This is a genomic window from Alistipes sp. CHKCI003 (assembly GCF_900021155.1).
GTDB classification, from domain to species: domain Bacteria; phylum Bacteroidota; class Bacteroidia; order Bacteroidales; family Rikenellaceae; genus Alistipes; species Alistipes excrementavium.
Genome location: NZ_FCNT01000076.1, coordinates 1 through 13,633, shown reverse-complemented (window position 1 = coordinate 13,633; position 13,633 = coordinate 1). Strand labels below are relative to the sequence as shown.

The window sequence follows — 13,633 nt, the reverse complement described above, 5'->3', positions numbered from 1 at the left end:
GCTGTTCTCCGATCCGAAAAATCGGACGCTCCGCCGTGCACGGCGGCACGGCGGAAGCGTCCGCCCCCAAAGGGGACTCCACATTTCGCCAACCGGCTGAAAAGTCGTTCGGTCGGTACCGCACGGCTCGTGCCCCCGAACTCCGCCGCACAGCCCCGTGCGGCGGAGGCGTCGATTGATCCTCGGGTGAACCATACGATAGAAAAAACGGGTGCGGAACCGTCGAGGGATAAATCGGTGACGCAACGTCGACGTGAAGAATTCATTTGTCCCGCACCCGGAGCGTTTGCAATGCCGCGGCCGATACGCGCATACCGATTCCGCCCGCCGGCGGTCGTTCGGCGGGTGCAATCCGTATGATGTAATGTATTCGGCAAATGGCGGTGCATGACGGTTTCGGGTTAGTGGATGATGCGCCCGCAGAAAATAAAAAGGGGGCGCGGTGTCAGCCCCTAACAGTCGGTCTTGGAGTTACCTTCAGATGAGAGCTGTCCTACGCCCCAGTCAAGCCCTACCCAAAACAAGGGTAGGACATAACCGGGAACTGACAACCATTATACCATCTGATTAAACATCCTCCGAAGAGGTCTCCAAGTTTACTGTTAGGTATAAAGAGTTGTTTACCCTTTATAGTTATGTCCGTCGGCTATGCCGAGTTATCGAAATACCGTTTCATAGTCCGTTCCGTTTCTTTTAAGCGGCTCTTGCCGCCTCCGTCGGAAACTCGCAGGCTATTTGCAGCAACGATGCAAATATAGCAAATTATCCTGCAAATGACAGCTCGTGCCAAAATATTTGCCGATTTTTTTCATAATTTTGTGGATATGAAACAAAGCATCGGATTTTTACCCGAAAACAAGCGGCAGGATTTGCAGCAGCTTGTCGATTTGATCCGTATCCACATTAAGGATGTGGGCATGGTGATCCTGTTCGGCAGTTACGCGAAAAACAAGTACGTCGATTACGACCAGCGCATCGAGTTCGGCACGCCGACCTACTACATGAGCGATTACGACCTGCTCGTTCTGACCCGCAAGCAGATCGGCGCGATTCAGTATTCGCTCTACGCGAAGATCAAAGACCGCTTTTTCGAGAATAAAAACCGACCGTTTCATACGCACCCCCAATTCATCAACTACGGAATCGACGAGTTCAATCATGCGCTGACCAAGGCGCACTATTTCGAAACGGAGATCAAACGCGACGGCATCCTGCTCTATGATTCGGGGCAGTACAAACTGGCGCGGCGGCGCAAACTCGATTTTGTGGAGATTAAGGAGCGAGCTCAAAAATATTTTGATCGACGATTTGATCGTGGCATCAGTTTTTTGCGCAATGCTCACCATGATATTGAAGATGGAGATTTGCTGATGTGTGCATTTAATTTACATCAGACTACTGAAAATCTCTTACATACAATATCCTTAGTCTTTATCCTATACAGTCCGAAGAATCACGATCTGGACGAATTGATCCGAAGCTGCAAGGCATACACGATCGAATTGTGCCGGGCATTTCCGCGCAACACGCCCGAGGAGGAACGCTTGTTCGACCTGCTGCAACGATCCTACATCGAATCGCGCTACAATCCCGATTTCGAGATCACGAAGGCCGACATCGAGGCCCTTGTGCCGAAAGTCGAACGCCTGCGCGACATCGTGGAGAAAGTCTGCCGCGAACAAATCGCCTTCTATGGTCATCAAATCAAGAAATAAAACGATCCCGACCTCCCCGAACCGATGGAAGAACTCACTACGATCCAAAGCAAAATCTACGAAATCCGCGGCCAGCGCGTGATGCTCGACTTCGACCTTGCGGCACTCTACCAAGTTACGACCAGTGCATTGAATCAAGCCGTAAAACGTAACATCGAACGATTTCCGGAAGAGTTCATGTTCCGCATTTCGGAAATTGAATGGAAAAATATGTCATCACAATTTGTGACGACATCCAGAGTGAAGCGGCCGAAGGCAGCCCTACCTTATGCTTTTACCGAACAGGGAGTTGCGATGCTTTCTGCGGTATTGCGCAGTGGAATGGCAATACAAGTAAGTATCTCTATTATGAAAGCATTTGTCGCCATGCGCAATTATATTACGACAGCTACAACCGTTACTTCGGAATTGGCTGAAATCCGGGCGAAGCTGGCTCTGCTGGAGCGTGCGGACGAAGATAATGCCGAGGCGGTGAACGATCTTTCGGAGGATATGCGCAGGGAGCTGGACAACATCTACGAAGCCATCGCGGCCCTGTCGGTCAAAGTTCCCGAGGCCCGCAAAAAGCCCCGGCCAATCGGGTTCAAACTCCCGAAGGAAGAGAAATAACCGTTCATTTTGCCCGAACCGATGGAAGAACTCACTACGATCCAAAGCAAAATCTACGAAATCCGCGGCCAGCGCGTGATGCTCGACTTCGACCTTGCGGCACTCTACCAAGTGGAAACGCGCGTTTTGAAACAGGCCGTGCGCCGAAATATCGAACGATTCCCGGGAGATTTCATGCTCCGCCTATCGGCCGATGAAGCTAACCGACTGATAAACATAGGGAGATCACAAAATGTGATACCCCCTGATTACAACATCGGATCGACCGAAATGTTTGCTTTTACAGAAGAAGGAGTAGCCATGCTTTCAGCCGTTCTTAAAAGCCTACCAGAGGAACGACAGAGTCTTTGCCTTCGTTATCATAAATAAAACCGTGTCGAATGAAGAATGGGCCTTGCCGACGGCAACACCCATTCCCCAGCTGGATACAGCTTGCTTATTTGCAGGCTTCGAGCGAAACCTTGCGGAACTCTTTCATCCGCTTGCCCAGTTCTAGAGCGGCTTTGCGGGCACGGGTGCCGGCTGCCTTGTTGTTCTTGGTGAGTTGAAGCTGAGCGTCAATTTTGAATGTTTCCATCAGGGCTTCGATGTCTTTGAGTAATGCTTCCATTTTTATTGGGCTTTTCGTTTTACAAAATGTTGAATGAACGTGCAAATTTAACAAAATTAGGTTAATTCGCTAATTTCCGGTATGAACAAGTAAAAGGTTCGTCCGACTGAAAGCACGCGGATGACGTGCCGACGTTTCCCCAAAAAAGAAATAAACAGAAACAACGGGACAGAACTTATACCTGCCCCGTTATCGTATAATTACGCCCCGAAGTGGCCGGAACGCGGACTATTTCACTTTGGCAGCAAAGGCTTTCGAGGGCTTAAAGGCCGGGATCGTATGGGCAGGAACGATCATCGTCGTATTCTTGGAGATGTTACGCGCCGTTTTGGCCGCCCGATGTTTCAGCAGGAACGTGCCGAAACCGCGCAGGTAAACATTCTCACCGCCGATCAGGGAGTCCCGGAGCTGCTCCATGAATCCTTCCACTATACTCGTTACAATTCCTTTCTCAATGCCGGTCTGCTCCGCGATCCGGCTTACGATGTCCGCCTTTGTCATATCCTTATCGTTTATAGGTTCATTATGATTTATTCCGGTTGCGCTTCGGGCAGGAACGCCGCGAAGATTCTGCGCAGTTCCTTTTCCGATAACCGGTTGCTGCGGATCGTTACCACGCCCTCTGCCGCCTCGGCTGTCAGACGGCCTCCCGTTACGGCACGGCCATCCGCCCCGACATAGAAAGCCGAAGGGTCGGCCCCGCCCGCCGCAATATCGGTCGCACCGTCCGGTTCCGATCGTCCGTTTCGCCATAATCCCAATCGGCAGTGCAAAGATACTCTTTTTTCCGCCAGTTCGCAGCGCCATGTCCGTTCCCTGTGCCAACGGTTGCCATGCCGACGCCAACGGCTGCCACAGCGGCACCGCATCGCCGTCCGCATCGTCTTAAATTAGCGTAGAACCATTTAATAACGAGTCGATTATGTCGCAGGAAGACGATTTGAGGGGGTTGGCCAAGGTCATGGATTTCATGCGGGCCCTGAGTATTTTATTCGTGGTAATCCACATCTACTGGTTCTGCTACGGGCAGATTCTGGCGTGGAACGTCGATATAGGCGTGATAGACAGGATTCTGCTCGGCTTCGACCGCACGGCGGGACTGTTCGGCAGCATACTCTACACCAAATTTTTCGCCGTGCTCTTTCTCAGCCTCTCGTGCCTCGGCACCAAAGGGGTCAGGGAGGAGGAGATCACATGGCGCCGGATCATCGCGGCACTCGCAGCCGGCTTCGTACTCTTCTTTTTCAACTGGTGGCTGCTCGACCTACCGCTGCCGCTGTCCGCCGTCACGGGGTTCTACATCCTGACGCTATCGGCCGGATATATCTGCCTGCTGATGGGCGGCGTGTGGATGAGCCGGCTGTTGAAGAACAACATGATGGACGATGTGTTCAACAACGAGAACGAATCGTTCATGCAGGAGACGCGCCTCATCGAGAACGAATACTCGGTGAACCTACCGACGCGGTTCTACTATAACAAGCGGTGGCACAACGGCTTCGCCAACGTCGTAGTGCCGCAGAGAGCCTGTATCTGCGTCGGCGTTCCGGGGTCGGGCAAGAGCTACGCCGTCGTCAATCAATTCATCAAGCAGCAGATCGAAAAGGGGTACACGATGTACGTTTACGATTTCAAGTTTCCCGACCTCGCGGAGATCGCCTACAACCACCTGCTGATGCACCAAGAAGGCTACAAGAAGGTACCGACCTTCTACGTCATCAATTTCGACGACCCGCGCCGCTCGCACCGCTGCAACCCGATCAACCCCTCCTTTATGAACGACATCTCGGACGCCTACGAGAGCGCCTATACCATCATGCTGAACCTGAACAAGACATGGGTGCAGAAGCAGGGCGATTTCTTCGTCGAAAGCCCGATCATCCTCTTCGCCGCCGTGATCTGGTTCCTGCGCATCTACGACGGGGGACGGTACTGCACCTTTCCGCACGCCATCGAGTTCCTGAACAAACGCTACGAGGACATCTTCCCGATTCTGACGAGCTATCCGGAGCTGGAAAATTATTTGAGTCCCTTCATGGATGCGTGGCTCGGCGGGGCGCAGGATCAGTTGCAGGGCCAGATCGCCTCGGCCAAAATCCCGCTCTCGCGCATGATCTCCCCGCAGCTCTACTGGGTCATGTCGGGCGATGACTTCACGCTCGACATCAACAATCCGGACGATCCGAAGGTGCTGGCGGTGGGCAACAACCCCGACCGGCAGAACATCTACGGCGCGGCCCTCGGCCTCTACAACAGCCGTATCGTGAAGCTCATCAACAAGAAGGGGCAGCTCAAATCGTCGGTCATCATCGACGAGCTGCCGACGATCTACTTCAAGGGCCTCGACAACCTGATCGCCACGGCCCGGAGCAACAAGGTGGCCGTGCTGCTCGGATTCCAAGATTTCAGCCAGCTCAAGCGCGACTACGGCGACAAGGAGGCCGCCGTGGTGATGAACACCGTCGGCAACATCTTCTCCGGGCAGGTGGTGGGCGAAACGGCCAAGATGCTTTCGGAGCGGTTCGGCAAGGTGCTGCAAAAGCGGCAGAGCATGACCCTGAGCCGCAACGACAAATCGACCTCCATATCGACGCAGATGGACAGCCTGATCCCGGCCTCGAAAATCTCGACGCTCACGCAGGGGATGTTCGTCGGGGCCGTGGCCGACAGCTTCGAGCAGCCTATCGAGCAGAAGATATTCCACGCCGAAATCGTCGTGGACAGCGCGAAGGTCAAGGCCGAGACGGCCCGCTACGAGAAGATACCCATAATCACCGATTTCACGGACGAGAACGGCACGGATCGCATGCAGGAAACGATCAAGGAGAACTACGACCGCATCAAGGCCGAAGCCGCGGAGATCGTCGATAAGGAACTCGACCGCCTGCGCAAAGACCCCGTGCTGTGCAAGCTGCTGCCGCCGGAGCAAGGAGCATAAAAAGACGGAATTGTGTCAAAACGCAGATTTTTGATACATCCCTATCTCGGTCAGGGTTTAGTAAGATAACGAGAGTGCAGAAAAAGAGCAAGTATTTTATTTACAGTATATTAGTTCTCTGTTTTGCATATGCTTGGAGTAATAGAAGCAGCAAAATCGGGCAGGTTTAACGGTAAGTTCAGCTACTTATCCGTTACTTGTCCGAAATGCTTTGTTTTTTGCAAAATATTATTTTTCAACATTTTACATCGAACTTCCGCATAACAAATAACTTGACTTAACGTTTGACAAACCCTCAATGTTCGAGTTATCATGCAACGCAGCGCTTTCCAAGTCTTTTTCTACGTAAGAAGGCTGTCGGAAAAATACGGTCAGGTCCCCATTATGGTTCGGTATCACGATCAATGGCACGATGTCGCGGTTTGGCTGCAAACTCTCCGTTCGCGCCTCACTCTGGGATGCCAAGGCTAACCAAAGCGGCAGGCAAAAGCCTCGAAGCCCAGCACATCAACGAAAAGCTGGAAAATATCAAGACCAATATATCGGTAAACGGGATCAACGCCTCTGCGATCGGAATTCGTATGTCACGGCCGAAAAGATCCGCAACGCCAGCCTCGGTATGGGCGATGACTGCCGCCTGCTGCAGATTTTCAACGAATACCTTGCGGACTTCCTCAAACGTATCGATAAAGATCGTGCTTATTCCACCTACGAGGATTACTGTCTGCGTCGCAGGCGTCTTGCCGCTTTCCTCGAATATGAATACCATGTCAAGGACATTCCTTTCAAAGAGCCGAAAGGTGACTTTATCGACAAGTTCGTCGTTTACCTCTCCACGGTAAAAGGTATTGCTTCCGGAACGATCCATGCCGGGGTCAAAAAAACTTCGTCTGATGACCTATACGGTGTATAAGAACGGCTGGGTTTCCGTCGACCCTTTCGCGGGATTCCATGTCAAACCGACATACGCCGAACGTCGTTATCTTCCCTGTAACTGGAACAGTCGTTCATCGTAAAATTCCACGCCTATCTGCATCATGACCTCGGCATGTTCTCCAACGACTTATCCGGATTCAACTGCCTGAAATACATGGTCAATACGGCCTTCAACAACGGCTGGATACCTCGCAATCCCTTAGTACTCTACCGCTTTACTTTTCCGCAATGTGCGGAATCTTTGCGGTGTCCGGGCGACGAGGCCGTATCATTGCTGCCGATGGGGTTCTCGACAGACCGCAGCTGAAGATGATACAGAACGTTGGCGGCGATTTCAGCACTTTCTATCGTACACTTATGCAGGAAGCGTTCGCAAAGAGTGCCGTAAACGGGCTGTCGAAGAAAGAACGTTTTAGACTCGAAGATAAAGCAAATTAGAAGGCGAAGCATCATATGACATAGCAATACAGTATTGGAGAAATAAGCTGTAAATTATATCTTTGCCCCTGCTAAAACAATCCTCCTCATTATGAAACGAACGATAATTCTATCTGTTTTCACCTTGCTGGTGTTCGGCAGCTGCCAGAGAAACAGTACTGTTGAATTACGGTTGAATCATGCGGAAGAACTGATGTCGGAACATCCTGACAGTGCTTGGCATATACTCGAATCCATCGACCGGAAAGCACTCGATTCCCGACGCATAAGAGCCCGTCACGCTCTTTTGTCGTCACAGGCACTTGACAAAAATTATATAGATGTAAACAATGATTCTTTAATCCGTATTGCTATTGACTATTACGCGAATCATGGCAGTTATGAAGACCGGGCTAAAGCATATTACTATCACGCGATAGTTCAAGGTAACGCTTCAAATACAGAGGCAGCCATCAAAGCTCTCGTTATGGCCGAGGAATATGCCAAGAAAACGAGAGACACTCTCTTGAACGGTTTAATATTTTCGTATCTCGGGGACCAGTACTATAGTCAATATAGCTTTGATGGAGCCATTGCAGCTTATTCTTCTGCAATTCCCTTCTTCGAAACTCTCAATAATAAAACTTACCTTTTATACGTATTATGGAGAAAAGGTGTATCGCTGAATTTGGCCGATAATCCACAACAAGCTATCGAGTGTCTATCCGAAGCGCAAACGATCGCGGTAGATTTGGAAGACCTCCCCGCAATCTTGGATATTACAGCTTCCATCGGAGGAATAAAAATAGGTAGGAACGACGATATAGCATCCTTACAAACTTATAAACAAGATATATTCAATATATATAACAGATATGCTGATGGAGAAATTCCGGTGGAGCATTATCCTCTTATCGGATATATTTATTGGCAGGAGGGACGGATCGACTCCGCCCGTATATTGTGCAATCGATACTATTCGCTCCAACCTCATATAACATCATTGAATGTGGGCGTTTTGAGTATTCTGTCTCAGGTTGAAGAATCGGATGGCAATTATAAAAAAGCGTTATTTTATGAACGTTTGTACTCCAATTATTCCGATTCTCTCAATATGGAATGGCGTAATAACCTGGTGCAAAATCTCGAACGGAAATATAGAACCGAATATTTTCAAAAGTCGTATGCCGCATTGAAAAAGACGAGCTGGTATGCAATGGTATCTTTGATTTTGGTTATTGCAATAATCATAATTCTTGCAGCGGTTGTAATTGCGTCTTACAAACGGGCCATATATCGAAAAAATCAGGAACTCAGCGAATATGAACATTATATAAAGGAAAGTAAAACGCATTATGCGGAACTGACCCATGAGTATAATGAAATCAAAAGGAATCTGAAGATTCCCAATGAGCATTCTCAAACTTTATTTGTCATCTTGGAGAATAGAATCAAAAGTCTGCAAAAATTACTGGAATTGGCATCTATTTGTGAAACGAATCCAGATAATTTTTACAGACAATTCAAGGAACATCTCAAGGTCGCTTCCGGGAAAAATCAAGAATTGGCGAATGATGTGATTGCTATCGCGAACTTATCCTGTCATGGAATAATTGACTATTTACAAAAGTCATATCCGGCACTTTCACAACGCGAACTTTGCTATTGCGGGTTTATTTGTTTGGGATTTTCTCCGGAAAGTATTCGGATTTTATATAATCATACGAATACTTATAGCATCTATACACTGCGAAGCAAGATTCGCAGTAAATTGGGAATAACGAACGATTCGTCGAACCTTGAAAAATACATCGTAGAACTGAAAAAATATCTGGGCAAAACAGTTGACTTTATGCAACTATTTGTATTTCAATAAAATACCCCCCCCCGCAGAGTTATCTGTGGGGGATTTTTATTTTATTATACTGAAAATCAAACACTTACGCATAATGTTCCGGTGCATAATATGGGTATATGATTTTTATTATACATATAATTGATAATCAAATAATTGCAAATCATAGTATAATATCGAAATGTATGGTTTTTTAATATTTTTCCCATTTCAAATTTTTAAATTTGACATACACAATTACTAATATAAACATAGAAAAATGAAAAGGATTATTCTTCTTATGTTTCTGAGTTTTCTTGCGTGTGGAGAACTCGTTGCGGCCAATGAAATTAGCCGGGAAGTAAAAATCAAAATTGTTATTTTAGGAGGAGATAGGCCTCGCCCCCGGTCAGAACAAAGCTGGGATATCGTGGCTGCCGAATTGAACGGCAACCTATTATTTATTAATTTCTATGAAACCGTCGGCAAGGTTACAATTACGGTGAAAAATTCATATGGACAAATCGTCTGTTCGCATCCTTGCGATACGACATTCGAGCCGGTAGTAATCATGAATGTCCCGGTTGATAAGGATAATTATACCATCAATATTATCGGAGACCAGATAGAAGCTTACGGAGAGTATTACTTATAGAACGCCCATTATAATAATCAATTGAATGTGGTCTGACATAAAGGGTATTTAATTATTGAAATTCGGATTGCGCAGTCCTGAGGGAGGTTGTCGAAAATCCTTAAAAAGAGTAGACACTAATACTAATTTTTACAATGTTATGAAACGTTTTGAAGTAATCAACGGTTCGAAGTTCGAACGCCTTTCGCATGCAGAAATGGCCTCTGTAAAAGGCGGCGAATTCTGCATTTCCTGCATGAAGCGAGACCGCAAGGTCATGATCGGTTCTAATAATAAGGGAGATTTCATTATTCATATAGGAAAGAACTGGGGTAAATTGAGTGAGTAGATTATCCTATGTTAAAGTCCTTTCTTACAGAGACTTCCTATTGAAAATTTTGATGGTATGGATTAAAATCCATACCATCAAAATTAAAATCGCTTAAATTGATAATTATGAGATATTTAGTATTTATATTATCATTTACTTTATTGAACATCAATATAAGTAATGGGAGTGAAAAATGGGGAAACGACAGTTTGAGATCAGTGCTTGAAAGCAGGACCATAAGAGCGAACGAAAACGGGTTCCTCGTCTTTGACGTTCTGACACCCCGGACAGAAATCAAAGATTTATTCGCTTTTCCGGCTCATCCGGCTTTCGATTCGCTGTTAACCCCGGAAAAAAAAGCGGAAATCAGGCGCGCGATCGAGGCCCGATGCGATGAAATAGGAAAAGACTCTTTATTGACCGCCGATCTCTTCTATGTAATGCGCCCTTATTTCGATTGGCTCCATCACATAGATCCTCATTTTCGCATTTGGGAGTCCATGCCCATCGGCGGTACGAAACGGGACTTTCGAAGAATCAACAAATCAATGAAATGCCCCGCCTTCAACGTTGTGGTTATTAATGACACGGTCGTCATAAACAGGTCGATAGACCCTCTTTTTATGAAAGGGGATATGCTCCTGTCCGTCAACGGTATTCCTGTAAGCCGCATGCTTCCGTATGCATATGAAGATCGCTACAATCGCCTTGATCTGCTTATGCGGTATTATTATTTTTCTTATCCAACTTCGAATTATACGATTCGATTGATTCGGAACGGGAGCGCATTCACAGTCAATACTTCAGGTGAGGCTACGGATAAAGCCGTTTTCGATTTAGACATCTCCGAATCAATGGATAACAATATCCGCAGATATAAAAATGCTCGATGTGGCTATATTGCCATTCCCAAATTCTTCCCAAACAACGATCGCTTGTTCAAACTGTTACGATCTTCCATCAGGCAATTTAAAACGGACGGTTGTACTTCTGTCATACTTGATCTGCGTAAAAATCAGGGCGGCAGTGGTCATAACTTTGATAAGATACTTTCTATTTTCATCGATAAGCCCACAATTCCCTACTTGAAAAATCAAAGATTGAAAGTATCTGAAGAGACCCTGCAGGATTATGATTTTCTGACGACCGATTCGCTTGGGAAAGTGGTTGAAATACCCCGACAATACGTAACGACCCGAATCACACTGGATCCTGCATGTTATGTCGGAGACATGAAATATTATGTTTTGATGAGCAAAGATACAGGATCGATAGCCGCTTCATTTTGCAATATTCTACAATTTAATGACGCGGCATCGCTCGTAGGAGAGCCTCTTTTACACAATGCCCTGAAATACGGAGAAGAAATAAATGGCGAAGCGTTGCTTCCGACACTACTGATTCCTACGTCAATCTCGACGGTCGAATTTGACGAATACACCTGCGCCGTCGATGGAGTGCTCATGCCCGACATCGTCATTCCATACGTAGCACGGGATTACCTTTCGGGACGGGATGCCATGCTCGACAAATTGCTGGAAATCATTGAATCCAACCCAATAAATTAAAAGTACATGACCGATCTGAAATGGTCTCGTTTCAATTTTCCGGTCGAGACGGAAAAACATCGGAAATATTTGTACAGCAGTCGCTCCAATAGCTTAATCGCATTGGATGACTCGTTGTATGCGAGCCTCTTGTTTTTATCTCGGGATAATGGAACGTCAATTTTGTCGGCATTTTCCGAAGAGGAAATAGAATATCTGAAAAAGATATATGCACTGGTCGAAGATGATGATGCTTTGGTAGACATTCTTCATCATCAAAGCATGTCTCGGTTGTATTCGAAAAAGACCATGGTTTTGACCATTGCACCTACTCAAAGTTGCAATTTTGCTTGTACGTATTGTTTCGAGAAATGGCGTCAGTCGGGTGCGCTTTCGAATCGGACCGAAGATGCGATTATAAACTATATCAAGCATCTAAAGCAGGAGGATGGCCTTGAATCCGTCAATCTTACATGGTATGGCGGTGAGCCGTTATTGCAATATAAAAGGGTTATCTCATTAGCTCGAAGAATCGATGAATTGGGACTGAAAATCAATGAGAACCTGCTGATAACCAATGGATATTTCTTCACGCCGGAAGTTGTCGAAAAACTGGTCGAAGCTAAAATCTCGGAAATCCAGATAACTCTCGATGGGTTCAGGGAAACTCATGATATTCGGCGACCTTTGATTAATGGAAAAGGAACATTCGATACGATTATCAAAAATTTGGATGATTATTATAACAGCCGCTTCAGGGGTGCATTCGCCATTGCGATTCGGGTAAATATCGACAATCGGAATTACGATAGCTTTATGGAAATATACAGATGGCTGAATGACAGATATAAATCTAAAAAGCTAATCGTATACCCCGGAATCGTGGTTCTGGATGAAACCGATTGCAACGCTTCGACGTGCTTGAGTCGAAATGCCGTAACGGATATTTTCCTCGATTTATTTACCAAATACGGAGTAGTCACGGAGGAATTATATCCCGATGATGTGAATATGGAATGCATGACCCGCAGTCCGTATAGCATGCTTATCGGCAGTCAAGGCGAAATTTATAAATGTTATGAAGACCTCGGAAATAAAGAGCTGACCGTAGGGAACATCAATGACCCGGAGGTATGGCACAATTACGAATTAATTGCGAAATATGCCGTAGGAATTGACCATTATAACGATCCGGAATGCCGTAAGTGCAGTTATTTGCCTATATGCCGAGGCGGTTGTCCCATTCGTCGTTTCGAGAATGTATATAAAGGGAAACATAACGATTGTTGCACGCCGTTCAAAGGCCGCATAAAAGACTATATTGAACTATACTCGAAAATTCTTAACGACTAATCGGATATGGTCTTCCCCTCTTTTACCCAGCTCGATGCGATGGATTGCGGCCCGACGTCGCTGAAAATCGTCGCGCAATACTATGGCAAGCACTACTCTCTGCAAAATTTGCGCGAGCGGTGTCACATTACGCGCGAAGGAGTATCACTCTTGGGTATCAGCGACGCCGCGGAGTCGATCGGTTTCCGCACCACGGGGGTAAAGATGACTTGGGAACAATTGCGGGAGAAGGCTACACTTCCTTGTATCGTACATTGGAATCAGCAACATTTTGTGGTCGTTTATAAAATCGTCAAAATCCATAATGATTGGGAGATTCACATTTCCGATCCAGCCGCAGGACTGTTGAAATACAGAGAAGCCCAATTTCTGAAATCGTGGATACAAAGCGATTGTAAATCATTCAACATATCGGACAGTTCAGCAGCTGCGCCTTCTGCTGCATCCCGATATGGCATCGCCCTGCTTCTGGAGCCCACACCGACCTTCTACCGCGAGAAAGGCGACGAAGACAAGCGGCTGAAACTGGGTTATCTGCTGCAATACCTGCGGCCCTACAAAAACTACCTTGCACAGCTCGCGCTGGCGATGCTCACGGCCAGCGTGCTGAGCCTGATCCTGCCGTTCCTCACGCAGTCGGTCGTGGACAAGGGCATCGGCACGGGCAATCTCTCGTTCGTGGTGATGATGCTCGTCGCGCAGGTGGTGC

General features: G+C 47.0%; 13 protein-coding genes and 2 pseudogenes. 12 read left to right on the top strand and 3 right to left on the bottom strand.

The features are described 5' to 3' along the window. Positions 1-824 precede the first annotated feature (824 nt). The 3 genes and pseudogenes from BN3659_RS10100 to BN3659_RS10090 form a co-directional block, all read left to right on the top strand. Positions 825-1,715, top strand: a complete 891-nt coding sequence (locus BN3659_RS10100; protein ID WP_091536690.1) for a HEPN domain-containing protein — start codon at positions 825-827, stop codon at positions 1,713-1,715. 24 nt (positions 1,716-1,739) lie between these two features. Further along, the gene (locus tag BN3659_RS10095) at positions 1,740-2,324 is read left to right on the top strand and encodes an ORF6N domain-containing protein (protein ID WP_091536689.1); all 585 of its coding nucleotides are present in this window, start codon (positions 1,740-1,742) and stop codon (positions 2,322-2,324) included. 21 nt (positions 2,325-2,345) lie between these two features. Then, positions 2,346-2,648, top strand: a pseudogene (locus tag BN3659_RS10090) (ORF6N domain-containing protein); the annotation flags it as partial. Positions 2,649-2,760: 112 nt separating this feature from the next. Here BN3659_RS10090 and BN3659_RS10085 read toward each other — a convergent pair. From BN3659_RS10085 to BN3659_RS13535, 3 genes are all read right to left on the bottom strand, one after another. Continuing rightward, positions 2,761-2,934: a histone H1 gene (locus BN3659_RS10085; RefSeq protein ID WP_091536685.1), complete on the bottom strand. Its 174-nt coding sequence runs from the start codon at positions 2,932-2,934 to the stop codon at positions 2,761-2,763. A gap of 228 nt (positions 2,935-3,162) precedes the next feature. Beyond that, positions 3,163-3,450, bottom strand: coding sequence for an HU family DNA-binding protein (locus tag BN3659_RS13540; protein WP_262480985.1), 288 nt, complete (start codon positions 3,448-3,450; stop codon positions 3,163-3,165). Positions 3,451-3,464: 14 nt separating this feature from the next. Then, positions 3,465-3,695: a hypothetical protein gene (locus tag BN3659_RS13535; RefSeq protein ID WP_091536682.1), complete on the bottom strand. Its 231-nt coding sequence runs from the start codon at positions 3,693-3,695 to the stop codon at positions 3,465-3,467. A gap of 161 nt (positions 3,696-3,856) precedes the next feature. Between BN3659_RS13535 and mobC the strand changes: the two genes are divergently transcribed. The 9 genes and pseudogenes from mobC to BN3659_RS10030 form a co-directional block, all read left to right on the top strand. Beyond that, entirely contained in the window at positions 3,857-5,872 is a 2,016-nt protein-coding gene (gene mobC / locus BN3659_RS10070) for a conjugal transfer protein MobC (RefSeq protein WP_171847752.1), read from the top strand. Positions 5,873-6,184: 312 nt separating this feature from the next. Continuing rightward, positions 6,185-6,858: pseudogene (locus BN3659_RS10065) on the top strand (phage integrase SAM-like domain-containing protein); the annotation flags it as partial. Between the two features lie 62 nt (positions 6,859-6,920). Beyond that, positions 6,921-7,115: a hypothetical protein gene (locus BN3659_RS12905; RefSeq protein WP_091536677.1), complete on the top strand. Its 195-nt coding sequence runs from the start codon at positions 6,921-6,923 to the stop codon at positions 7,113-7,115. 222 nt (positions 7,116-7,337) lie between these two features. Continuing rightward, complete coding sequence (locus BN3659_RS10055; RefSeq protein WP_141682558.1) at positions 7,338-9,101, top strand: tetratricopeptide repeat protein; 1,764 nt, start codon at positions 7,338-7,340, stop codon at positions 9,099-9,101. A 238-nt stretch (positions 9,102-9,339) separates the two neighbouring features. Further along, positions 9,340-9,714 carry a DUF3244 domain-containing protein gene (locus BN3659_RS10050; RefSeq protein ID WP_081918687.1) on the top strand — a complete coding sequence of 125 codons (375 nt, stop codon included), beginning with the start codon at positions 9,340-9,342 and terminating at the stop codon, positions 9,712-9,714. Positions 9,715-9,853: 139 nt separating this feature from the next. Continuing rightward, entirely contained in the window at positions 9,854-10,042 is a 189-nt protein-coding gene (locus tag BN3659_RS10045) for a hypothetical protein (RefSeq protein ID WP_091536674.1), read from the top strand. Positions 10,043-10,149: 107 nt separating this feature from the next. Beyond that, complete coding sequence (locus tag BN3659_RS10040; RefSeq protein ID WP_091536672.1) at positions 10,150-11,592, top strand: S41 family peptidase; 1,443 nt, start codon at positions 10,150-10,152, stop codon at positions 11,590-11,592. A gap of 6 nt (positions 11,593-11,598) precedes the next feature. Continuing rightward, positions 11,599-12,924, top strand: a complete 1,326-nt coding sequence (locus BN3659_RS10035) for a radical SAM/SPASM domain-containing protein (protein WP_091536671.1) — start codon at positions 11,599-11,601, stop codon at positions 12,922-12,924. Between the two features lie 6 nt (positions 12,925-12,930). After that, positions 12,931-13,633 (top strand): cysteine peptidase family C39 domain-containing protein (locus BN3659_RS10030; RefSeq protein ID WP_253181077.1); only part of this gene is annotated, 703 nt, incomplete at its 3' end.